We start from the raw sequence: 24,208 nt of genomic DNA, 5'->3' as shown, positions 1-24,208 counted from the left end.
AGGTGCGCTGGAAGGCGCACCTCTAATATATTAAAACCACTACTTACAATTCGCGATTTGGATCCCATTGTTCGAGATAGTCGGCTACTCTGCGAACAAACATTCCGCCTAGGGCTCCATCAACCACGCGGTGGTCGTAAGAGTGGGATAGGAACATCTTGTGACGAATAGCGATCATATCTCCTTCTGGAGTTTCGATAACTGAAGGCTTCTTCTGGATTGCACCCACGGCCATAATGGCAACTTGTGGTTGGTTGATGATAGGCGTACCCATCACGTTTCCAAATGAACCTACGTTTGTCAAGGTGTACGTACCATCCTTTATTTCGTCTGGTGACAACTTGCCGGCACGAGCTCTGGCGGCCAAGTCATTTACTTGCTTTGTAAGACCAACAAGATTGAGCTGATCTGCATTCTTGATTACAGGAACGATCAAGTTTCCTGTAGGTAGAGCAGCCGCCATACCGATGTTGATAGGCTTGTGCTTCACGAGTTTATCTCCGTCTACAGAAACGTTGATGTTCGGGAAGTCTTTGATAGCCTTCACAAGCGCTTCGATGAAGATTGGAGTGAAGGTAATTTTCTCACCTTCTCTTTGCTCAAACTCTTTCTTCACCTTATTTCTCCAATTCACAATGTTCGTCACGTCGGCTTCAACAAAGCTTGTAACGTGTGGAGAAACGTGCTTACTCATCACCATGTGTTCGGAGATAAGTTTGCGCATGCGATCCATTTCAACAATCTCGTCGCCAGGGAATACTGGAATAGTTCCCTCGTACTTCGGCATTTGGCCACCACCCTTAGCAGGAGCTGCTGCAGGAGCAGATTTAGCTGGAGCCGGAGCAGCTGCAGGAGCAGGAGCTGAACCGCGATTGTCGATATACGTGAGAATATCGTGCTTGGTTACACGACCTTCTGAACCTGAACCTTCGATAGAATCGAGTTCAGATTGTGGAATACCTTCTTTTTCGGCAATGCTGCGAACAAGTGGGGAGTAGAAACGACCATTGCTTTCGCGAGCAATAGAACCGGTCACTTCTTGAGCCTCGCTTACGCGGGCTTCAGCTTGTGCTGCGGCTTCCTTTACTTCGTTAGATGCGTCGGTCTTGGTTTCGGTTTTCGGAGCTTCTGATGCAGGTGCATCGGCGCCGTCAGTTTCAATAATGGCAATAACCTCACCAACTTGAACGACGTCGTTCTCCTCAAATTTCTTCTCAACGAGTTTTCCCTCTACTGGAGAAGGGACTTCGCTGTCCACTTTATCCGTGGCAATTTCAAGTACAGATTCCTCGATATCAATCGATTCACCTACTTCTTTTAGCCAATTGATGATGGTAGCTTCTGCTACACTTTCGCCCATTTTGGGCATGATCAATTCATACTGAGCCATAGGATGCGTTATTTTTCGCGACTGCGAAGGTAAGAAAAAGGAAGGGGAGAAAGAGGGATTTTCCTTCAAGCATAGACGGAATGTTCCGTATCAAGCACCCGTTCGAATGAACCGAACAAGCGTTCTAGCATCTGTATTGATATCAGCCGTGGAAGCATATGCTTCATCCACCTCTTTTTCTAAGCCGTTGTTGTTGAGTTGTTTGATGGGGATAACGCCCATCTTCAACGTAGGAAGTCCCTCGCCATTTCCGGCATATCCAACCCACGTTTTTGCATGTATCAACACCGCAAAACTATTCCACCAAAGCTTGCTCAATCTAGGCATCCAGATGGCTACGGGTGTCAATATCCACAGAAATACAACAATGGATAAGTCAAACGTACGCTTGCTTCTGCGTGAATCCGCCGATGCAAGGGCATACTTTTTCAAGCCCACCGTTTCGCCTTGAGTATGAATACTGTTACTTCCAATAATCCAGCCCTCACTCGGATAGGCGATTTGAAAATGATACCCCCGACTCGAATACTTCCGAATCAATTCGATGATCCGAGAATAGGAGAGGTGTTCAGCATCAAATATCACCTCGTTCAAATCAAAGGCTTCTAGCATCTGATCTAGCTCATTTTCATCAATGCTTTTCAGCAAATCAACTCGTCTTCCTGAATGGCTGAGAATCGACTTAATCACTCCAAAGGATTCGGACTTTCCAACGAAACCTGCTCTGGTTTGTCCAGTTTTCCAAAAGCCAAGTCCGAGTGAAGGGAAAAGGCTCAATCCGAATCTCAAGAAAAGCACTCCAAATGCCATCCATGCTGCGCCCAAGAGAATGAGCGCTCTTGAAAATCGCACGTCGTCAGGGCTTAGGGCATACATACCGAATATGAGTCCAGTTCCGAGCACAAGGCCCATCAAGATTCGGTTTAATTGAATGGGTTTTCGGTACCCGCCCAAAAAGAGCAGACCGATTATCCAGAGCGCTCCATACAGCGGAGTAATGCCCCATTTATAGTAATCTGGATAACTTCCTCCTTCGATAAATCTGTGGTTGGATTCCCAATATTTAATGATGACCTGCATTCCTCCCGTGAAGACGAGCAGGTCGATGATGGGAAGACTAATCCTTTGGACAATTCGTTTTGCAACGCTCACGCCTGCACGGAGGTAAATCGCCAATCGAATAAGCAGGCTAAACATGCGCGCATAGCCCTTTGACAGATGCTTTCGGGCGAAAATGAGCATGGCATTGTAGAAGAGGAATACGTAGTTCAGACTTCCCTTTTTAGTGCTCTCTCCTTTGTAGTGGATAATCGAAGGTTCGGCCATATAGTGAACCTCAAATCCTGACTTTTCAATGGAATAGCTGAGGTCGATATCTTCTCCGTACATGAAGTACGTTTCGTCGAGCCCTCCCGCCTTGTTCCAAGCTTCGCGTGACATCAACATGTAAGCGCCGGCTAGAATTTCAACGCGGTGGTTTTCATCATTGGACAGATGGCCCAGGTGATAACGCGCGAATTTCTTCGACTTTGGGAAGATGGAACTCAACCCAAAGATCTTGTAAAAAGCCACCCATGGTGTGGGGAGTCCGCGTTTTGATTCAGGTAAGAAGATGCCAGCTCCATCGAACATCCGTATGCCCAATGCGCCGCATTTTGGGTGATCCGACATGTATTCGAGCGCTTGGCGCAAATTGTCCTCGGGAAGGATGGTGTCTGGATTCAAAAGCAAGATATAATCGCCCTTGCTTTGATTTGCAGCTTGATTGTTGGCGACCGCAAAACCTACATTCTCTTTATTCTCAATCCGATGAACCCAAGGGAACTTGTCGGAAACCATCTTCATAGAATCATCACGCGAGTCGTTGTCAACCACCCAAACATCAACGTCTAATCCTTCCATGGCGCGTTCTACGGAACGTAGACATTGCTCTAGAAAGTGACGAACGTTGTAGTTTACAATGACGATCGAAAGCTTCAAGGATAGGCTTTTAGTAGTGGGTTTCCATAACGGGAGACTAGGTCGTGACCGTATCTCTGTTCGTTATAAACTTCTGCTTCGGGGGTGAAAAGTATGGACTTTCCCTCACTTATCGCCTTTTGAATCGTTTCCGCGTCGGCATAGTAGACGAATTCTACGCCTTCTGGAAGCTTTGGATTCTCATTCTCTAGATAGTGCATTTGGAGAAATGGGAACCACCATCCGGTAATGACGAGGGTGGGTTCTTGAATCTGTCCGATTTCACTCGCTAAGAAGAGCGTTGTTTCCACTTTATTCTCAGCCTTAAGTTGCGGGTTTGGTAAGAACAACTGTATTCCCATTTGTTGACTTCCTGCGCTTACAACCACATCGGCTCTTGACTCAGGAATGCCGCGTAGGTCATCCACCAAATCGGTTCCAAGAAAGAGTGGGTTTATCAACATCAATCCAAAACCAATGTACGCGAAGGCCTTTTTGCTGAAACGCAAGACGGTTGCCCCCAAGAGAATCGTAAACGGAAGGAGAAATACACTTTTTTCAGGAAGAAAGAGGAAGAGTCCGAGACTAAAGGCCAAGGCAATGGCATAAGGGAACTGAGATGGTTCGCGTAGCCATTTGATTGCATTTTTGATGTTCAAGCCAGCGATGGCGATTAACAAACCGAAGCTTCCTAAGATGCCCCATGTTCCTACAGTTCCTTTGTATAGGACTTTAAGCAGTGGTGGATACAGCAAGTCGTACGTGTCAAAGAAAGCCAATCCGTATTCATTCCAAACAGGGTAGTAGAACAATCCCGTAAGTAGGAAGGATGATATGGCGAATGCAACCGCTTGTTTCCAATCCCTGCCGAGCCAAATCATGAAGAAAAGGGGCAGACCAAAAACGAGGTTTGGAAGTCGGAGTCCGGCCGAAATCGCCAATAGTAAGGCGGCCAGGAACCACCGCTTGGAATCGCCATAGTACCAGCTCATGGTCAAAGTGCCCAGTGCTAGAGTGTATTCCATGGTTTCTCCAAGTGCAATTGCCGTAGCCGGAGTTAAAAACAATCCAGCGAGCAGAATACCCTTGAACTTATCGTCGCAATACTTTTCAAAGACTCGTTTGGTGAATATGGCAGAAACAAACAGCCCAATACCGATGAGGAAGGGCCAAAATATATCGCGCACACTCCAAGTATACCTCAGCGCATATTCAAATATTGGATGTCCGGGTAGACGTGAGAGTTGGTAGGTGTCCGACTCATACGCGAGGTATGCCGTATGAGCAGCGGTGTAGCTGTCTTCCTCCACACCATACCAAGGTTTGAGCGCTAGAATGAGTGCAATCCAAACGGCTACGATATAGATGTAGATGCGGGCGTAGGCTTTCACTTTGAGCGCAGACTTTGTTCGTAGGGAACCCTGTGTTGAAGAGATCTTCCAAGGGTGATTTCATCTGCATATTCTAGGGCATCGCCAACGGCTAGGCCACGAGCAATGGTCGATACGGAAATCTCTTTTTCGCTCAACCTCTTGTAAATGTAGAAGGTGGTGGTATCGCCTTCCATGTTCGAGCTTAAGGCAAAGATAACCTCTTCAATATTCTCATTATCAATCCTTTCCACAAGTGAGGTGATGTTCAGTTCGGCTGGTCCAATTCCTTCCATGGGCGAGATTAACCCACCTAGAACGTGGTAAAGGCCTCGATACTGGCTTGTCTGTTCGATAGCCATCACATCACGGATATCTTCAACGACGCAGATGAGGTTTTCTTGTCGTTTGGTATCAGCGCAAATGTTACAGATTTCGGTATCGCTGATGTTGTGGCACTTTTTGCAATAAACCACATCGTCAACTAAGTGTCTTAATGATTCCGAAAGCTGATGCATTTCTTCTGGGTCCTGCCGAAGCATGTGAAGAGCCAGGCGAAGGGCGGTACGTTGCCCGATGCCGGGGAGCTTGGCGATTTCGCGAATAGCGGATTCTAGAACTTTAGAGGAATACTGCATTGAAGCAAAGATAGGCGAGTGGGGGATTTAACCTCCAATGAGCGGGAGAAATTCGAACAGGCATGGATTGTCAAGCTGTTTGGGAAGTACAGTGTTCGGGATAGTCTCTATCCCATAAGAACTGGGTTGTGAGAAGAGAACTTGTGTCGAGTTCATCGAACGCATTTTCTCGGAGTACACTGTCCGGAACTTGATCCAGAACATGTGAGATCTGGGCATAAGAAGTCTGAGTCAGTGCAAAGAGCACCAACCACAGAAAAGTAATCCTTTTCATAGGTAAATTAAGGTTTGATTAAAAAATTAGAAAGCGATATTCACCTCTACGGTGTCATGTATCCCTGTCTGAACAGGAATGAGTTCATGCTTGATTTGGGTTCCACTGACATTGTAAAATACATCTATGTCTTCTGTCCCACTACCATATATTCTTGAAATCGCAAAGGTATCACTAGCAAGGCTCATGCTGTAAAGTCGTTCAGATCCTGATGGTTTTGCAACGACTATCCCATGATTCGGGTCCAATTGATCATAGTTAATCTTCACCCACGCGTGTGGAACTGGATATAGATTTATTGAGTTTGCCTCATCGTCATTTAAATTGCTATTCGGACTTCCTAAAAGCATGCTGAAGTATCCTTCTTTTTCGGCATATACAATGAGGCTTTTGGATACATCCTGAGTAACCGTCAAGTCGAATCTTCCTTGTGAATCGGCCGTTGTAGAGTCCAAATCGATATACCTAACATTGAATGTTGAGCTAATTCGTTTGGCTATTTTAACCTTGGCACCTGGAACTGGAATATTCGTGTTGATGTTGTACACGCGTCCTGTTGCTGAGGTGACGTGGTCACTGTTACACGATGCAAGCAGACCTAGGGTGAAGAGAAAGAGAAGAACTTGTTTCATGGTTATTGGTGTGTTTGATTCGAGAGTGAGAAAGCGTTATTTCAGAGTTGATTCCATTCGATTCGAAAATATGGAAGGGATTTGATAAGTAAATTACATCGAATAATCAGATTTAATAATAGGTTATAATCAAAATACGTATTAGCACGTATGATTTCAGGTAGTTTGTGAACCGTGAAATGTTTCTTTTCAATGCTCCCAATCTTCTCCTTCGCATCAACCTCCATATTCTCGAACCCGATCACATGCATCTTTCTAGTGGATCGTCGCTAACAGATTGAATTTTCATGATATGAGCTCGGCTTTAGATAAAATAGGGAGCAGAGTGATGATTAAGAGAGTGAATGAGAGTTTCATGTAGAAAGGTTGGATCTCAATGTTAACTGAATTACACTCATCTGCTTTCCTATATTTGACCTCATAAGCGCACTATATGTCACCACTGAGTATTTTGTTTCTCGTTCTGGGCTACTTTGCTATCCTACTGTTGATTGCAAGGATCACTGGGAAGAACGACAGCAACGAGACTTTCTTTACCGGAAATAGAAACTCACCATGGTTCGTGGTGGCTTTCGGAATGATCGGAGCATCCTTGAGCGGTGTTACATTCATTTCCGTACCGGGATGGGTGGCTGATTCCAAGTTCGCATACATGCAGATGGTTCTTGGCTATTTCGCTGGCTATGTGGTTATTGCGCATGTTCTACTGCCACTGTATTACCGATTGAATCTAACTTCGATTTACACGTATCTGAGAGATCGGTTCGGAAATTCGACCTATAAAACGGGTGCTGTTTTCTTCTTGATTTCCAGAATAGTCGGCGCAAGTTTCAGACTATTCTTGGTCGCGAACGTTCTGCAATTGGCGGTATTCGATGCTCTTGGAGTTCCTTTTGCGGCAACGGTGTTTGGTACCATATTGCTGATTTGGGTTTATACCTTTAGAGGCGGCATCAAAACGATTGTCTATACCGATACGCTTCAGACACTTTTCATGCTTTTGGCAGTCGGACTTACTGTTTACTATTTGTCGGATGCCTTAATTCCTGAGGGCACCTCTCTGGTGGATTATATCTCTGCTCATCCTGATTCACAGGTTTGGTTCTTTGGAGAAGAAAAGGGTGGCTTTTGGAACTCTCTCTTTAACGGTGCTTCTGGACAGCATTTCCTCAAGCAGTTTCTCGGTGGTATGTTCATTACCATTTGTATGACGGGTTTGGATCAAGACATGATGCAGAAGAACCTTACTTGTCGCTCTCTGAAAGATGCACAGAAGAACATGTATGGCTTTAGCATTTCGTTGATTTTTGTCAATCTTCTATTTCTGTCGCTCGGTATTCTGCTGTATGACTACGCCGCAAAAATAGGAATCGATGCTGCGAACGACGACCTGTATCCTGCCATTGCTTTGACAGAAGGCCTACCAGCTGTGGTGACGGTGTTCTTCATTATCGGATTGATCGCCTCGGCTTATTCTAGTGCGGATAGTGCGCTTACCTCATTGACAACCTCATTCTCTGTGGACATCCTCGAAGTGGATACGAGTTCGAATGACCGTGAAGTGAAGGCACTGAGAAGAAAGGTGCACATCGGTATGTCACTCGTCATCTTCGTGGTCATCATTCTGTTTAAGTACACCGCACCTAAGAATGTAATTAGTGATCTGTTCCGCGTAGCCACATACACCTATGGACCTTTGCTCGGCCTTTATGCTTTCGGACTCATGAATAAGCGGCCCGTTCGCGATCAACTCGTCCCAATCGCCGCAATAGCCAGTCCGACACTCGCCTATGTGATGTACGAGAACTCCGAACGTTGGTTCAATTACACTTTTGGCTTCGAATTGCTGCTGCTCAATGGCGCATTTATGATGTTCTTGCTTTGGCTGTTGAGCCTTGGGAAGATTGGGGAGCTTGGGCGAAATGAGGAAGTGTTGGACTTGGAATGAAAGGGTCACCCTCCTTCGTCGGGTAAAAGGGTAGCCTTCCTGTCGTCAGGCTAAAGGATCCGCCTGCCGGCGGAAAGATGAGGCTAAAAGAAGATGTATTGGTTTGGAATGAAAGGGTTACCCTCCTTCGTCGGGTAAAAGGATAGCCTTCCTGTCGTCAGGCTAAAGGGTCCGCCTGTCGGCGGAAAGGCGAGGCTAATCGAAGATGTATTGGTTTGGAATGAAAGGGTCACCCTCCTTCGTCGGGTAAAAGGATAACCTTCCTATCGTCAGGCTAAAGGATCCGCCTATCGGCGGAAAGGCGACGCTAAGAGAAGATGTATTGGGTTGGTATTGAAAGGGTTACCCTCCTTCGTCGGGTAAAAGGGTAGCCTTCCTGTCGTCAGGCTAAAGGGTCCGCCTGCCGGCGGAAAGGGGAGGCTAAGAGAAGATGTATTGGACTGCTAGTAAAAGGGTTACCCTCCTTCGTCGGGTAAAAGGATAGCCTTCCTGTTGTCAGGCTAAAGGATCCGCCTGCCGGCGGAAAGAAGCCACCCGTTGGCGGAAAGGGTCAGGCTATCGACGGAAAGGACCCATCTGCTGGTGGAAAGGATTCGGCTATCGGCGGAAGGACCTTGCTACCTATATGGTAGTATTCCAAACTCTTCAGATAGATATACTCTTCCTAAACCTTCGACTTTACGTCTTTCCCCGCTGCAAGCGGGGATCCTTTCCGCCGATAGGCGGATCCTTTTACAGCCGATAGGCTGTAATCCTTTCATTTGACTTCAGTCAAATGATCCTTTCAATCCTTTCACTTTCCAGTACACCGTATCTCCTCCCTCCACAATTCCAGCCACATACCTGATGCTGCCCATCGGGTCAAGAAGCGAGAAGTGGTTGACCTCCCAGATGTCTACTTGCTCAGCCTTAGAAATAGCTAGAATTTCCATGCTATCAGCGTCGTGAACCAAATAGCGAACATTTGGTGCGGAATTGAAGTCGGTGAACAGCCACAGGTCACCTGTAGATTCAACGTGCCACGTAGAATCCAGATGGTGAGTATTCACAGTGCAGTCTGTAATACTTGGGTGATCACTGGGGCCCAGGCTATAGAAAATAGCAACGCCGAACAGTAGTCCTAAGGCGATGGTGACTATAGTTTTACCCGACATCCTATTGCGGGAAAATACCTTGAAGAATTGGACCTAAACCGGAGAAGAAGAATTCTACAGCAATAACCATCACGATGAGGCCCATCAGACGCATCATCACTGTGTTACCCGTTTCTCCAAGAAGCTTGATGATCTTACTTGAAGAGAATAAAATGATGTAGGTGAGGAGCATTACACCTGCTATAACTGCGATTAATGCGACCTTTTTGATCGTGGTATCCGCATCTTCCATCATCACAATGGCGTTGGTCATAGCACCTGGGCCGCAAATCATAGGGATGGCTAGGGGAGTGATGGAAATGTCGTTTACATAGCTCTTTACTTCTTCATCCTGAACCTTCACTCTGGCCAATCTAGCTTGAAGCATGTCCATGCCCATGAGGAAGAAGATAATACCGCCAACAACTCTGAAACTGTTCACCGAAATACCAAAAAAGCTAAAGAGCAATTGTCCGCTAAATGCAAAAGCTACAATGGTGAAGAAGGCTACAATAGTGGCCTTACGAGCCGTTTTCGTTCGGTTGGCCACATCCAAATCTTTGGTCATGGTCATGAAAATCGGCATCGTTCCCAACGGGTTAATCAGCGTGAAGAACGATGTGAAAACGAGCAATGCGTAGCTAAGTGTTCCATCCATACTGCGAAATTGCAAAAAAGGAGTGTGATTCAAATAAACCGAATAAAAAAAGCCGCCTCATTTCTGAAGCGGCTTCATTCTATTCTCAGTATGAGATACTATCGCTGCACGACAAATCTCATGCTATGCATTTGATTCTCTGTCTGAGCACGAAGGAGATAAACTCCAGCTGGCAATGTTGAGATATCAAATAGAATTTCTGATTCATTCACACGGATTGATTCACTGATCAACTCCTTTCCAGAAATGTCGTAAATGCTCGCATGATCTACACCAAGGTCGCCATTCGTTGCATACAAAGCAATCTGATTGTTTGCTGGGTTCGGAGCGAGTATCCAATCTGTCGGCGTGTTTTCAATCACACTTACATTAGGTATGTTCTTCACAACCGTATCAGGACCGCAGTCGTTTTCAGTAATCAACATGATGTTGTACGAGCCTCCCACAGTGTAGGAATGAAGTGGGTTTGCAGCAGATGAGGTGTCCCCATCGCCGAAGTCCCAGTAGTACGTATCAATCTGTCCGCTACTGATGTTGGACGAGAACTGTACGTCTAGTCCATTCGTATTTGTTACGAAAGCGTAGGTGTAGTCAGCCGTTGGCTTCTGATTGATTGGCCAAACGACATTCGAACTAACCGTTCCACCAGCATTGGTAGCTGTCATTTCAACCAACTTAGAACCACCGAAGCTGTAGGTCACATTATGCGGACCAGCACCTACGGCCGTGGCAGGTGTAGCTCCAGATCCAAAGTCCCAAGATACGGACGTACCCGCTGTCGTGTTATACGAGAAGCTGTAGGTTCTAGCCAAACAGCTATCTACCAAGTTAGCTGTAAAAGCAGAACTAGGTGGAGTTACACTCAAGTCGTACAACTGGATATTATCAAGATATAGAGCGTTACCACCATCTGTAATGTTGATAAACCTAATCTTGACACTGTTTCCAACATAACTTGATAGGTCAATTGTATCTCTCTTCCAGAATCCACTTCCCGTAGGAATAAATTCGGTGTTGGTGTTGAAATTGAACGTTGTTAATGCAGTACCTGTCGCATCAAACACGGGTGCATCCCACGTATTGCCGCAATCTGAAGAAATCTGAATCTGCAGACGGTCGTTTTTATTCGTGGTAGTACCGATGTACGATAGGTCGTAAACGAGCGCAGGAGAGGTTACCGTTCCCAAATCGATGGAAGGTGAAATGATTCTATCCTGCTGACCATTTGAACCATACACGAAGTTGTTTACGCGCACTGCCATCGTAGCATTTCCATCATATCCAATGCAGCTCTGACCTTCCCAGGTGGTCAGGCCATCTGGGTTTTCGAGTTGCCATCCTGCAGGAAGGAATGGTCCCTGGAAATCTTCCACGTAAGGAAGAGGTAAGCCATTGCCTACGATTACGGCAGACTGAGCAATCACTGAATCTGCGCCATTCACATTACTTGCAACAAGCTTGATGTCGTAATTGCCCAAAGCACTAAATACAACTTCTGGGTTCTGGCTTGTCGCGCTTGTTCCATTCACAAAGCTGTGTGTACCTGGTGTGATCGTCCATGCCCATCCCGCAGGCACGTTCGTGCTTTGATCTGTAATTTGAACCACCTCTCCAGAGCATGGCGTAGGGTTGCTCACACTGAATGCAGCAACAGGAGCGCCAGCAGCTTGAGTGATAGAGAAATCGTCAATTGCCAAGTCACCTTGATAATCGCCCGCTGTTGAGGCTCTAAAGCGAACAGAAACGATTTGTCCCTGCCAAGGGACTAGGCTCAAGTTTTCACCAATCCATTGGTTTCCTTGGTTTCCGATAATCGGCGTAACCACATCCAGATGCCAAACCCCATTGCTGAAGATATCCACGTGAAGTTCACCGATATCACCACCATTCATATGGTAGAAGAATTCCAACTCAGGAAGGGTGATCGTAGAGAGGTCGATACAAGGTGAAACGAGATATGCCCATTTGAAGCTACAGCCTCCACTGGCTTCTAGGTATAGGTATTTACCCGTATTGTTTCCTTGCGTATTGTCGAAAGACGGACCTGTACCGCTCGATGGTGTGCTTCCGTTGTTTGTGCGGAAATCAATATCATCAAACCCACCATTCGTAAGGTTATTCCAATCGTCGAAGAGGTTACAAACTCCCGCCTCGCAGTTCGTCGTTGTGGCACATGAAGTCCATGCATCAAAGTTCTGGGTGTATGGCGCTGATTTAGTTGTGCCGCCGTTGTTTACATCGTATGAAACGAAGGCAGAGTCGTTATAACGGTTGCCATCGTCTGCAATAAAGTTCCAAGCCTCAAAGGTGTATGAACCGATGCTCGATGTATTGTACGTCGTCGTAAAGGTGTGGTTGATCGTTCCTCCAGAAGGAATCTGCGTATAAACGGTATCCCACATGGCAGTTCCGCCATTAAAGCTAATGGCCAATGGAATTGAATCGATCGCCGTGAGACCAGGGTTTGAAATTGCAACCGTTGCCTGAATTGTATTCAAGTTGTGGCAATCACCAATCACCCCGCTTTGAGGAGATACGAACTCGATGGCTACGTCAGTATTCACCAAGCATCCTTGTAAACCAGATTCTTTCTTGCGAGCAATTGCGCGCTGTCCGGCAGGTTGACCTGCAGTTGGGACTGCTGCCACTGACCACCAAACTTCTTGAGTAGGAGGGATGCCCGTGAAAATCTGGAAGGTATCCGTTGTTCTGTTGATACTGTCCATGTACTTCTGTCCAAGCGCGTAAACCTCGTATTCAGCAGCTCCGGCTACTGGGTTCCAACTCACAATAAAGCTATCTGGACAAGCCTGCACTAATCCAAGGCGATTCGGAACGTCAATTAGAGTAACAGGAGAGTCAACCATGTCCGTTTGTGTTCCTCGAGTGATTCTCACGAGTAGATCATTCGTGGCGACATTTGGAAGGTTATTCCAATCCAACTGACGCGCATTTGCGCCCGCTGTGCCAATCGTGCTCCATGAAGTGCCGTTGTCGGTACTGTATTCAAGAGTAAAGCTAGTCGAACCTACTGAGGCGTCCCAGTAAATTGTGGTTGGGTTCGAAGCGTCAATAGCTTCTCCTCCAAATGGATAAGTCAATTCTACTGCGTCAGGTACGAAGCTGTACACCACATAATATTTTTGTGGACCTAGTGGTACATTGGTTCCGTTTACAACGAACCAGTATGACCCTGCAGAAGGAGACGCTACTGTTACCTGCTCTGCATTATTCATGGTATCCGTTGCGCGAACTGCATTTTCGTTGAGCAGTGTAGCATTTGGAGTTGGATCAAGTACCCATGGCTGATATACCGTTGAACCCGGCGCTCGTAGTGTAGCATCAAGATCGTTGACAAGTGCACGCGCCGCAGCTGGTGTCGCGGCAGGATCGGTCCAGTAAAGCATTACACGTACTTCTGCTGTATTCGCAGGAACGTTGATTTGAAAGCTGTCTGCTTGTCCAGTCGTTACCGAATCTGTGAAGAAGTTTCCAGTTTCGATATCGCGAATAGAACGAAGCAAGTTCATTCGGCCGTAACCGTAGATGAAATCTGGACCAGGGTTGCCAAGGTCATCAGCAGAGTTCATCAAGAAAGCTTTCTGCAATCCACCGTCTGGCTCTGAGCCATGAGAGGAGACAAAAGCTTCAAACATTTGTGCCATACCACCGGCAATACCAGGGGCTGACATACTCGTACCCGTCTTAAATGTGTAATCGTCTGGGTCGGTTGTGGAGTAAACCGAGGTACCTACACTTGCGATATCGGGCTTCAGGCGACCATCGGCTGATGGACCGCGTGAGCTAGAAGGCGCAATCGCGTCAGTAGAAGTGATGTTTGCCGTTGCAATAACGTTTTTACCGATTTTATGTCCACCTGTAACGTTACCCCAACCAGCACCTGCGCCGTAACCACAGTTACTAGACCCGCTGTTTCCGGCGCTGAATACGTGCATCAGCTTCGGGTTTTGGATGATGTCCTCATCCATTTGCTGCGTGAACGCGGTATATCCAGCATTACATCCGTTTGAGTAGCTTGAGTTTGTGATACGCACCGCATGTGATGCATAGTCGGCATCTACATTGTTCAAGTTTCTCGGATAGCGATAGTAGAACATGTCTGCACCTGGGGCCATACCGGCGGCAAGTGGATCAATGTTACCCGCTCCGAAGATTGTTCCAGCCACGTGGTCACCGTGGTCACCCGAACTGGCATTCGTATTTCTTGCGATGATACGTCCAGAGTAATCGACGTGTGGACCAATGTCTCCGTCGTCACCTAAACCTACAACAACACCAGAGCCGTCGTAAGCTCGACCACCCGAGTATCTTGTATTTACTGCTCTAGAGCGTGCAGATCTTGTTGCGTTGAAGTTTTCTGGAGATCCGGGATCTTCACCTTCATGCAAAAAGGCTACGGAAGGGTCTGCTGCGATAGTCAGACGATCGTCGATATCGATGATGAGCGTAATCGTGTTGTTTTCAGGGTCATACGAGACCACAGAAACGCCCTCAGAACTCATGCGCTGTGCGATGGCGCTAGTGTTCGAGTACTTTACGAGTCCGGCTACAACTTCAATTTGTCGATCTCCGCGCCAAACATAATCTGGAACATTTAATTCTCTCAATCTGTCGGATATCTTCATTTCCGCTGAGAACTTCTCGACTGCGTGAAGTGGAAGAGAACCAAAATCGTTTAGCTCTGTTCCATTTGGCAATAGCATGGAGTAAGCGTTGATGGGAAGGTAGTTGATGATTTCACCAACATTGTTTTCTAACCATTCGCGTTCTTCCTGAATGAGAGGTCGGCTAAACTGCACAATGCGCAGCATGGTCATCGATTCCTCTTGAGTAGCAGAAAGCGAAACAGAGGATTGCTGAGGATTTAGGGAATAAGTACCGCTATTCAGGAGTAACCTAGGCTCATTTTGCCCAAATGCAGGCTGAGCCGCTAGGCCTAAGGCCAATAGCGAGTACGTGTAAAGCTTCTTCATCTATACAATAGATATAGTTAAACGTGCGAGTGTTTCGGCTAAGTTAACGAATATACGGCATGACATGTTCGAAATTACATTCACTTTGTGGTTGTGTTTGGTATCTTCACCACTTAATCAGGGGAAATTTTATGCGCATTAAATTCACGCTGACCGCGTCTGCACTGCTTTTCACGTTTGTGCTTCAGGCTCAGTCATCTGCAGAAATTCAGAAGAAGTTTCAACGCCTTAACAGTTTCAAAAAGGTTCTCTATGTAGCGGCTCATCCCGATGATGAGAACACCAGGGTGATTGCTTGGTTGAGCAACGGCGAGAATGCGTACGTGCGCTACTTGTCGCTAACTCGAGGTGATGGAGGGCAGAACATGATAGGTACCGAACTTGGTCCACACCTCGGTATTCTTCGAACCCAAGAACTTCTTGCCGCAAGGTCTATCGACGGTGGAACACAAGCCTTCTCCAGAGCTGTGGACTTCGGCTACTCAAAAACAGCGGATGAAACCATTGAAAAGTGGGACAAGCGTCTCGTCCTAGGCGATGTAGTTTGGGCCATACGTAAATTTCGTCCTGATGTGATTGTTACGCGTTTCCCACCAGACGCAAGAGGCGGACACGGGCATCACACCGCCTCGGCTATGCTTGCTATAGAGGCATTCGGACTTGCCGGAAGTGATACCGCATTTATGAATCAGTTAGAATGGGTAGAGCCATGGCAGCCTACTTCCATTTATTGGAATACGTACAGCTGGCGCTGGGATCCGAATTTGGATTCACTCGCAACGCACGACCCCAATTATTTCAAATCTGACATCGGCGGATACGATCCGATCATGGGCGTTTCGTATAACGAGATTGGCTCACTAGCAAGAAGTCAGCACAGATGCCAAGGGTTTGGGGTGAGCATTATGCGCGGCGAAACTTTCGAATACTTTCAGCACCTCGACGGTGAGGTCCTAGAAGGTGATCTTCTAAGCCATATTGAAACTTCATGGGAAACCATAGGAGCTTCGGAGAAGATCATATTGATGAGTAAGGCAATTCAAGAGCAGTTCAACCCTGCTGATCCCGCTGCGAGTTTACCGGCGTTGGTAACCTTGAGAAATGAAGTGGCTTCCTCTGATATTGAAGACCATTGGAAAAGCATAAAGATGCGCGAGTTGGATGAGTTGATCGCCATGTGCGGCGGACTATTTGTTGAAGCCGTTGCGCATGAATACGTTCTGCCAACGGGTGGGGTTCCTCAAATAAAACTGAGGTTCATGCCGCGTACTACGGATGAAATGGTGCTTACCCAAGTGAATTTCAAAGTGATTGATGGCATGGGGTCTGCATATCTTAAGCAACCACAGCCACTGCCACAAAATGAGTATTGGGAAATGGATGTGACACCGTCAAATCCACAAAAAATATCCCAACCCTACTGGCTTAGAGCGCCTTTTGGAACTACCTATGAAGTTGATAATCAAGAGTTGATTGGACTTCCTGAGAATCCGCCCACAATTGTGATGCACTTGATGCTTGAGTATCAGAATATGCCTTTTGAAGTTGTGGTTCCTGTGGATTACCGTTGGAGCGATAGAGTAGATGGAGAGCAGCGACGTCCGTATATCGCATCTCCTATGGCCACGGCAACTTTCGATAAAGATGTTGAGATTTTTGCGAACTCCGAATCGAAGACCGTACGGGTAAGAGTAAAAGCATTTGATCCAAATTTCAGTACATCCGTGAAACTCGATGTACCTGAAGGATGGACGTATACCCCTTCTAGCATCCCGCTTTCGCTCACAAACCTGTATGAAGAGAAGGTTGTGGCCTTTGAGGTTACTCCACCTGCCAATGCAAGTGAAGGGGAAATCAGACCGCTTATGGATCGCGTGAAATCGCCTGTTCAAGAGTATTCAGAAATAGAATACACGCATATACCTACTCAGTCTGTTTTTGGAGACGCTTCAGTACGCGTAGTGCGTCTTTCCCTCGACATCAATGCTGGAAATATAGGATACATTCAAGGAGCCGGCGATGAGGTAGATATTGCCATTGAGCAGATGGGATTCACGGTCGAGCGTTTGTCGGAATCCGATTTGGCCTCCAAATCATCTCTAAGTGAATACAAGGCCATCGTGATTGGGATTAGGGCGTACAATGTTCATCCTTGGCTGTTGAATTATCGCGAATCCTTGATGAACTATGTTAGCGGAGGCGGAAACCTCATTGTTCAATACAACACGGCCACGAGAGACTTGCTCACCTCTGATCTCGGTCCATATCCATTTGCATTGAGCAGAAGCCGAGTAACAGAGGAAGATGCCGAAGTTGAGATTCTAGTAGAGGACCACCCATACTTTACCACGCCAAACGAGATTAGCTTTGACGATTTTGAAGGCTGGGTTCAGGAAAGGGGACTTTATTTCGCAGGTGAATGGGACGCTAAGTATACTCCGCTAATTTCATGGCACGACACAGGTGAAGATGATCAAATCGGTGGCTTGCTATTTGCGGAGTTCGGCGAAGGAACATTTACCTACACGGGAATTAGTTTCTTTAGAGAGCTGCCCGCAGGTGTTCCTGGAGCATTCCGACTACTAGCCAATATTTTGTCCTATGAGTAAACCACTATTCAAACAATGGAGCCAGGTCTACGCTCTAGTGCTCGTCGCACTACTGGTAGAAATCGCATTATTCGGCTTTCTAACCTATTTCTATAACTGATGCATTTAGTTGACTGGTTAGTTCTAGGCGGAACACTTGTACTGATCGTGCTCTTTGGAATTTACAAGAGCAGGAATCAAAACTTGAATGGATTCCTTCGTGGCGAAGAGATGTCATGGTCGACCATTGGCCTTTCCATCATGGCCACTCAGGCATCGGCAATTACCTTTTTGAGTACGCCTGGACAAGCCTACGAGGACGGCATGGGCTTCGTCCAATTCTACTTCGGCTTGCCCATAGCAATTGTCATTATTTGCGCCTTTTTCCTCCCCATATATTATAAGTTGAAGGTCTACACGGCCTATGAATATCTAGAGGGGAGATTCGATCTTCGTACCCGACTTCTAACCGCGTTGTTGTTCTTGGTATCTAGAGGGCTTGCGGCTGGAATTACGATTTATGCTCCGGCAATTATTCTTTCCAAGATTATGCAGTGGAACCTTCAGATGACCATCTTGATTGTGGGCATTCTTGTGGTTCTGTACACCGTAAGCGGCGGTACGAAAGCGGTGAGCATGACGCAACGCTGGCAGATGACCATTATCCTCGCGGGTATGGTCTTGGCCTTCGGAATCATTGTTTGGAAACTTCCGGACTCGATGAGTTTCACCGACAGTATTGATTTAGCGGGTGTGTTGGGAAAGATGGAAATCATCAATACAGATTTAGACTTTGAAAACCGGTATACGATATGGTCTGGCTTGACAGGAGGACTCTTCCTGGCCCTGAGCTATTTCGGTACGGATCAGAGTCAGGTTCAGCGCTATCTTGGTGGTAAATCCTTGAAGGAAAGTAGGATAGGGTTGATTTTTAACGGGCTCTTTAAAGTCCCAATGCAGTTCTTTATTCTCTTGGTGGGGGTGATGGTTTTCATTTTCTATCAAGTGAATATTCCGCCCGTAGTATTCAACACGGCCGGTATTGAGAAGGCCGAAGAAATGGGTTTTGGAGGTCAAGTTGAGATACACGAAGAACGATTCCGAGATATACAGATGCAGAAGCAAGAAGCCGTGGCTAAATGGCTCAATGCTGACGCAGCGCATAGGATGGAATATGAAGAGGACATCCTTCACTTCGACCATGCAGCAGAAATTGAGCGCCGTGAGATGAAGCGCTTCTTGGAAAGGGTTGATGAGGATATTGAAACGGAGGACAGCGACTACATCTTTCTCACGTTTATCATGGACCATATGCCGATTGGCATCGTTGGGCTATTGCTGGCGGTGATTCTTTCGGCGGCGATGTCATCAACCGCAGGAGAATTAAATGCGCTTGCGAGCACAACGGTCGTGGACTTCTACAACCGGCTTCGATCCCCTAAATCAGAAGATGAGGAAGAGGAAGAAATCAATGAAGCTGCTACGTTAAGCGTATCGAAGCTGTTCACAGCTCTTTGGGGAATGCTTGCCATAGTTATTGCACTTTCGGCACAATTGGTAGACAACTTAATTGAGTTGGTTAACATTCTTGGATCCCTGTTCTATGGAACCATCTTGGGAATCTTCCTAATCGCTTTCTTCTTTAAGAAGATAAAGGCAAAAGCGCTTTTCCCTGCAGCTGTTATTGCGGAGCTGACGGTACTTACGGTGCACATCCTCAATGTGATGGACGTAATCGAATTGGGATACCTCATGTACAATGTGATAGGTTGTGGGGTTGTGATTGGTTTGGCAATCTTACTGCACATGACCATTAGTTCAGAACTAAATGATCCGATCGAAGAGTGAGCTGGTTTACAGAATTGTGGAAAGGTAAGGAAGAGCCAACCGTGGGACTATGTCTTTCGGGAGGAGGCGCCAGAGGTGTCGTTCACATTGGCTTGTTGAAGGCTCTAGAGGAGCACAAAGTGCCCATTCATGCTGTTTCTGGAACGAGTATGGGGGCTATTGTTGCGGTCATGCATGCTTCGGGAATGAAATCGGACGACATGCTTGAAGCATTCATCAACCTCCATATTGAAAGTCGGATTTCGAAGTTTGAATTGCTCAGAACCGTATTCAGCAAAGGATTAGGAGGACTCTATGAAAGACTTCATGAGACCGTGGGCGTATGCAACTTTGAAGAACTGAAGATACCATGTTCGCTTACCGCTAGCGATGTGAAGGGCGGCCAACCGGTTATTTTTACGAGCGGGGATGCCATTCATGCGGCTCTGGCAAGTGCGACCATTCCCATCATTTTTCATCCCTATGAGATGGATGGGAAGGTATTCGTGGATGGTGGACTATTCAACAACTTTCCGGTGGATCCATTGATAGCTTCTTGCTCTCACATTATTGGATCGCACGCGAACCACATGGGCGCGGTTGACGAGATTGATGGAACAGCTGCATTGGCTGATAGAGTTTTTCGCTTAGCCATCTTTCAGAACGTTCGTTACCGAATGGATTTATGTGACGCGCTAATAGATCCGCCAAAGGCGAGATCTTATGGAACGTTGGATTTCGACAAGGTGAAATTGAAAGAGCTCTTCGACATTGGCTACGAGGCTGGTTGCTCGGAAATCGATGCCATTAAAGACGCCTTGAAGTCTGAGAGCGAGAAGAAGGGCAAGCGTGACAAGTTTACCGACATCATTCAAATCGAGCAGTTGGGCATGTCATAATGCATCACCATTCTGCCTCTTTGTCGGAATTGCTTGATTTCCATGGCATTTCCTCTCATTGGCCTTACCTTTGCCGCTCTTATTTGAAAAAAGAAAACGGATTATGTCCACAGTAAAAGCAAACGACAAAGTACGCGTACACTACACCGGCAAATTGAACGACGGTCAGATCTTCGATTCAAGCGTAGACCGTGAGCCATTGGAGTTCACAGTTGGCACTGGAATGATGATTCCTGGGTTTGACAAGGCGGTTGAAGGTATGGAGGTAAACGAGAAGAAAACGGTTACTCTTAAGCCTGAAGACGCGTACGGCGAAGTAAATAAAGATTTGTTCCACAAGGTTGAGCGTTCACAGCTTCCAGAAGATCTCAAGCCTGAAGTAGGCCAGATTTTGGTTGCGGGTTCACCAGACGGACGTGAAATGCAGGTGACAGTTCAAGAAGTAGAAGAAGAGACTATCACTATCGATGCTAACCACCCATTGGCTGGTAAGGATCTTACATTCGACATTCAAATTGTAGAGATTCTCTAATCTCGCAGTTTTCGAAATAGAAAAGGCGCTCGATTGAGCGCCTTTTTTTATGTCTAATTTTCCAAAATCAAGGAATCCACTTGATATCGGAAAAGTCTGGTTTTCTCTTTTCGAGGAAGGCGTTTCTTCCTTCCTTGGCCTCATCTGTCATATAAGCCAAACGAGTTGCCTCCCCAGCGAATACTTGTTGACCAACCATTCCATCGTCGGTAAGGTTGAAGGCGAACTTGAGCATTTTGATGGAAGTTGGAGACTTTTCGAGGATCTCTTGTGCCCATTCGTACGCTGTGTCTTCTAGTTCGTCATGCGGAATTGAGGCATTGGCCATTCCCATAGCAACCGCATCATCGGCCGAGTAGTTTCTGCCCAAGAAGAAAATCTCGCGCGCTTTCTTTTGCCCAACCATTTTGGCGAGGTATGCAGAACCATACCCACCGTCGAAACTGGTGACGTCTGCGTCCGTTTGCTTAAAGATAGCGTGCTCTTTACTCGCAAGTGTAAGGTCGCAAACGACGTGGAGGCTATGTCCACCACCAACTGACCAACCAGGAACAACGGCGATAACGACCTTCGGCATGAAGCGAATAAGGCGTTGAACCTCGAGGATATTCAAGCGTGGCATTCCGTCATCGTCTACATACCCCTGATGCCCACGGGCATTTTGATCGCCTCCGGAACAGAAGCTGTATACACCATCCTTCGGGGAAGGACCTTCAGCGCTGAAGAGCACGACGCCAATGTTGGTGTCTTCGCGTGCATCAAGAAAAGCTTGATACAGTTCTGCTACAGTCTTTGGTCGAAATGCATTGCGTACTTCGGGGCGGTTGAATGCGATTCTAGCAACCTTACCAGACTTTTTGTACGTGATGTCTTCAAATTCTCGGACGGTGGTCCAATTTGCCTTGCTCATATTCGGTTTGTTCTATTCTGTGGAAACCCGCGTGGGCGGAGTGGTGTCAAAGATAAATTAGATAGATAACGTGGCCTATCGCTTGATGTTCGCTTCGTAGAGGTCAATCCAATCTTGTGGAGTCATTTTGGTGCACAGTTCTCCAAAGAGGTCGTATGGAATGTGCTCGGTTTTTTTGAGTCGGACACAGCTTTTCCCCATATCGAGCTTAGTAGGAACGCGCTTGGTATATTCCTCTTGAAACCACTTGATCAGTTTTGGATCTGCATAGACCCCCATGTGATACACGGCGATAAAGTTCTTTTGGGATGCAATGCTCAAGAAGGGGAGAGGTAGCTTTGTATCGCAATGATAACCAGCGGGATATAAACTGTGAGGAACTACCCATCCTGGCATCCCGTACGATAAGGTTTCCTCGAAACCGGCAGGGATGTTTTGGTTGATTACTTCGCGGAGCTTTTCCATGGCGGCTTTGCGCTCTTCTGGAATGGCCTCCATATACTCTTCGATGGAACTTACTTTATAATTCATTCTAATCTCGATTATAGGTTGATGTGTTTCTAGGTCTACCGGCTGTCCAGTATATGAATAGACTTATCAAACTGAAGAAAAGCAGAAAGAAAACCCACATAAATCTTTGCGTTCCACTGAACTGCTTCTGCTTGTTTACATCATATATCGTGTAAAATACGGCAAAGTAAGCGAGAACTAGAATGATTGTCATGATGACACCAGTACCTGAGACCACAAAATCCATAGTCGAATGAGTTTAGAGCGAAATCAAAATTACTAAAGGTCAGCAGGGCTCAAAAGAAACGGAGGAGGAGATTCGATGGAAATGAGACTTCCAGTCTTTGGATGTTCGAAAGAGTATCGACTTGAATGCAATGCGATGCCAGTATTTTTCCATGAATGCCCACCATAGATTTCATCGCCAAAAATGGGATGTCCATTCGCACTTGCATGCATTCGAATTTGGTGAAAACGGCCAGTTTTAAGCTGAATGGTAAGGAGCGTTTGATCCGATAAATGAGCACTGACCTTCCATCTGGTTTCCGCACTCTGACAGTCTTTTCCCGCGTCTTTACAGATTTCGGCACGCTTTCTATCGGTCGATCTACGCAATGATTGGGTCCACTTTCCAGACCCAGTCAGTTGGCCACTGACTAGGGCCATGTATTCCTTTTGAACAGACCTATTTCTTATTTGCTCGTTCAGCGATTTGAGAGCCATTGGGGTCTTGGCAAAAACGAGAACACCAGAAACCGGACGATCCAGTCGATGAACGACGCCTAAGCCGGTTTTCATCTTTGGCTTCTTTTCGAGCAAGAGTTCAGTTTGACGCACCACGCTGGGATTCCCAAATTTGTCGGGCTCCACCATTAAACCAGCAGGCTTATTTACTGCTATGAGGTAAGGGTCCTCATAGAGGATATCTGCTTTTGATATGCTGTTCAAGACTCGTATTGCTTGGCGGCTTCGCGAAGGTGACTGTAGATTTCAGTTGCCAATGAGGTTGGCTGAATTACCTTCACCTTGGCGCCCATCATGAGAATTCGCTGGACGAACTCATAATTTGGAATCACCTTTACCTCGAATACGGTTTCTAGTTTACCATCGCGAATGATTTTCTGGCTTCGATGAAGCGGAAGTGTCTTCAGGTATTGCGCTTGCACCGGTTCGCAAGAGAAGCGCACAGTTTCCACCTTATCTCTGCTGTGGTTTAATCCAACCACATTTCTAAATCGATCACGAGGATCTCCTTCTGGAGGGGTGAAAGACTGATCGCGCACCTTCAGTTCTTCGATTCGATCGATTCCGAAGGTTCGGTCTTCGCCGTTCTGTTGCTGACCAATCAGATACCATCTTCCTTGATACTGTTTGAGAAGAAGGGGCATTAGTGAATAATGCTTCACCTGATCGGTTTCAAACTTTCGGTAATCGAATCCAACCCATTTATGAGACTTCACGGCCTTCACAAGTTCTGGAAGCCAGCGCGTACCGGCCCACTGGCCTTCGTGCTCAAAACTGAGATAGGGCGAAACCTCTTTTTGCTCTTGCAGAGCTTGACCCACAATCTCCGAAACGCGCGAAACTCCGATGAATTCAAGGAAACGATCTGTGGCTTCTTTACCTCCCTCTGAAATGAAGTAGGCATCCTTTCCTTTGTGAAAGAGGATATCAATATCGAAGGTGTCACGGATGTCGGTAATATCCTTTTGAAGCGACTTCACCGTGGCCTCAAATCCACGGTCAACCAGTTTCCGACTTATTTGAATGCCAGTCGCAAACTCAAGGTTAACGATGGTTTCTATGATCACGGCGTAGCGTGGAAGGGAAGCGTTGAGGTTCATGGGGTAAAAGTAGGGAATTTGGAGAGGCGTATGGAAGGTTAGAGGGTTGGAGGGTTGGAGGGTTAGAGGGTTAGAGGGTTAGAGGGTTGGACGCAGAGCTTG

General features: G+C 46.6%; 19 protein-coding genes. 5 read left to right on the top strand and 14 right to left on the bottom strand.

Annotated elements, in window-relative coordinates:
* Positions 1–43: 43 nt before the first annotated feature.
* From F8C67_RS02675 to F8C67_RS02650, 6 genes are all read right to left on the bottom strand, one after another.
* Positions 44–1,390, bottom strand: a complete 1,347-nt coding sequence (locus F8C67_RS02675; RefSeq protein WP_151666244.1) for a dihydrolipoamide acetyltransferase family protein — start codon at positions 1,388–1,390, stop codon at positions 44–46.
* A gap of 90 nt (positions 1,391–1,480) precedes the next feature.
* Positions 1,481–3,370 (bottom strand): glycosyltransferase family 2 protein, encoded by a 1,890-nt coding sequence (locus F8C67_RS02670; protein WP_170266330.1) that lies wholly within the window; start codon positions 3,368–3,370, stop codon positions 1,481–1,483.
* Positions 3,367–4,740: a hypothetical protein gene (locus F8C67_RS02665; protein ID WP_151666242.1), complete on the bottom strand. Its 1,374-nt coding sequence runs from the start codon at positions 4,738–4,740 to the stop codon at positions 3,367–3,369. Before F8C67_RS02665 ends, F8C67_RS02670 begins: the two co-directional genes overlap by 4 nt.
* A complete protein-coding gene (gene recR / locus F8C67_RS02660) occupies positions 4,737–5,357 on the bottom strand; it encodes a recombination mediator RecR (RefSeq protein ID WP_151666241.1) in 621 nt (206 codons plus the stop codon). The genes F8C67_RS02665 and recR overlap by 4 nt, the downstream gene beginning before the upstream one ends.
* 70 nt (positions 5,358–5,427) lie before the next feature.
* Positions 5,428–5,631 carry a hypothetical protein gene (locus tag F8C67_RS02655; RefSeq protein ID WP_151666240.1) on the bottom strand — a complete coding sequence of 68 codons (204 nt, stop codon included), beginning with the start codon at positions 5,629–5,631 and terminating at the stop codon, positions 5,428–5,430.
* A 26-nt stretch (positions 5,632–5,657) separates the two neighbouring features.
* Positions 5,658–6,263 (bottom strand): hypothetical protein, encoded by a 606-nt coding sequence (locus F8C67_RS02650; protein WP_151666239.1) that lies wholly within the window; start codon positions 6,261–6,263, stop codon positions 5,658–5,660.
* A gap of 433 nt (positions 6,264–6,696) precedes the next feature.
* On the opposite strand from F8C67_RS02650, the gene F8C67_RS02645 reads away from it, so the two are divergent.
* Positions 6,697–8,211: a sodium:solute symporter gene (locus tag F8C67_RS02645; protein WP_151666238.1), complete on the top strand. Its 1,515-nt coding sequence runs from the start codon at positions 6,697–6,699 to the stop codon at positions 8,209–8,211.
* Positions 8,212–8,978: 767 nt separating this feature from the next.
* Here the strand turns inward: F8C67_RS02645 and F8C67_RS02640 are convergent.
* From F8C67_RS02640 to F8C67_RS02630, 3 genes are all read right to left on the bottom strand, one after another.
* The gene (locus F8C67_RS02640) at positions 8,979–9,365 is read right to left on the bottom strand and encodes a hypothetical protein (protein ID WP_151666237.1); all 387 of its coding nucleotides are present in this window, start codon (positions 9,363–9,365) and stop codon (positions 8,979–8,981) included.
* 1 nt (position 9,366) lies between these two features.
* Positions 9,367–10,002, bottom strand: coding sequence for a MarC family protein (locus tag F8C67_RS02635; protein ID WP_151666236.1), 636 nt, complete (start codon positions 10,000–10,002; stop codon positions 9,367–9,369).
* A gap of 98 nt (positions 10,003–10,100) precedes the next feature.
* Positions 10,101–14,996 (bottom strand): S8 family serine peptidase, encoded by a 4,896-nt coding sequence (locus F8C67_RS02630; RefSeq protein WP_151666235.1) that lies wholly within the window; start codon positions 14,994–14,996, stop codon positions 10,101–10,103.
* Between the two features lie 131 nt (positions 14,997–15,127).
* Between F8C67_RS02630 and F8C67_RS02625 the strand changes: the two genes are divergently transcribed.
* The 4 genes from F8C67_RS02625 (at position 15,128) to F8C67_RS02610 (ending at position 20,842) form a co-directional block, all read left to right on the top strand.
* A complete protein-coding gene (locus F8C67_RS02625; protein WP_170266329.1) occupies positions 15,128–17,605 on the top strand; it encodes a PIG-L family deacetylase in 2,478 nt (825 codons plus the stop codon).
* 99 nt (positions 17,606–17,704) lie between these two features.
* Positions 17,705–19,432 carry a sodium:solute symporter gene (locus F8C67_RS02620; RefSeq protein WP_151666233.1) on the top strand — a complete coding sequence of 576 codons (1,728 nt, stop codon included), beginning with the start codon at positions 17,705–17,707 and terminating at the stop codon, positions 19,430–19,432.
* Positions 19,429–20,310, top strand: a complete 882-nt coding sequence (locus F8C67_RS02615) for a patatin-like phospholipase family protein (protein WP_151666232.1) — start codon at positions 19,429–19,431, stop codon at positions 20,308–20,310. The genes F8C67_RS02620 and F8C67_RS02615 overlap by 4 nt, the downstream gene beginning before the upstream one ends.
* Before the next feature lie 103 nt (positions 20,311–20,413).
* Positions 20,414–20,842: an FKBP-type peptidyl-prolyl cis-trans isomerase gene (locus F8C67_RS02610; protein WP_151666231.1), complete on the top strand. Its 429-nt coding sequence runs from the start codon at positions 20,414–20,416 to the stop codon at positions 20,840–20,842.
* 67 nt (positions 20,843–20,909) lie between these two features.
* Here F8C67_RS02610 and F8C67_RS02605 read toward each other — a convergent pair whose 3' ends face one another.
* From F8C67_RS02605 to F8C67_RS02585, 5 genes are all read right to left on the bottom strand, one after another.
* Positions 20,910–21,752, bottom strand: coding sequence for a 1,4-dihydroxy-2-naphthoyl-CoA synthase (locus tag F8C67_RS02605; protein WP_151666230.1), 843 nt, complete (start codon positions 21,750–21,752; stop codon positions 20,910–20,912).
* Positions 21,753–21,827: 75 nt separating this feature from the next.
* Complete coding sequence (locus tag F8C67_RS02600; protein WP_151666229.1) at positions 21,828–22,283, bottom strand: DUF1801 domain-containing protein; 456 nt, start codon at positions 22,281–22,283, stop codon at positions 21,828–21,830.
* A 1-nt stretch (position 22,284) separates the two neighbouring features.
* Entirely contained in the window at positions 22,285–22,509 is a 225-nt protein-coding gene (locus tag F8C67_RS02595) for a PLDc N-terminal domain-containing protein (protein ID WP_151666228.1), read from the bottom strand.
* 32 nt (positions 22,510–22,541) lie between these two features.
* On the bottom strand, positions 22,542–23,210 hold the full coding sequence (locus tag F8C67_RS02590) for an RluA family pseudouridine synthase (RefSeq protein ID WP_151666227.1): 669 nt from the start codon (positions 23,208–23,210) through the stop codon (positions 22,542–22,544).
* Positions 23,207–24,106 (bottom strand): helix-turn-helix transcriptional regulator, encoded by a 900-nt coding sequence (locus F8C67_RS02585; RefSeq protein WP_151666226.1) that lies wholly within the window; start codon positions 24,104–24,106, stop codon positions 23,207–23,209. The genes F8C67_RS02590 and F8C67_RS02585 overlap by 4 nt, the downstream gene beginning before the upstream one ends.
* Positions 24,107–24,208: the final 102 nt, after the last annotated feature.

This window comes from Phaeocystidibacter luteus (genome assembly GCF_008933115.1).
GTDB classification, from domain to species: Bacteria; Bacteroidota; Bacteroidia; order Flavobacteriales; family Schleiferiaceae; genus Phaeocystidibacter; species Phaeocystidibacter luteus.
Note: the sequence above shows the minus strand (reverse complement) of the source record. Positions and strands in the feature narration are given on the sequence as shown.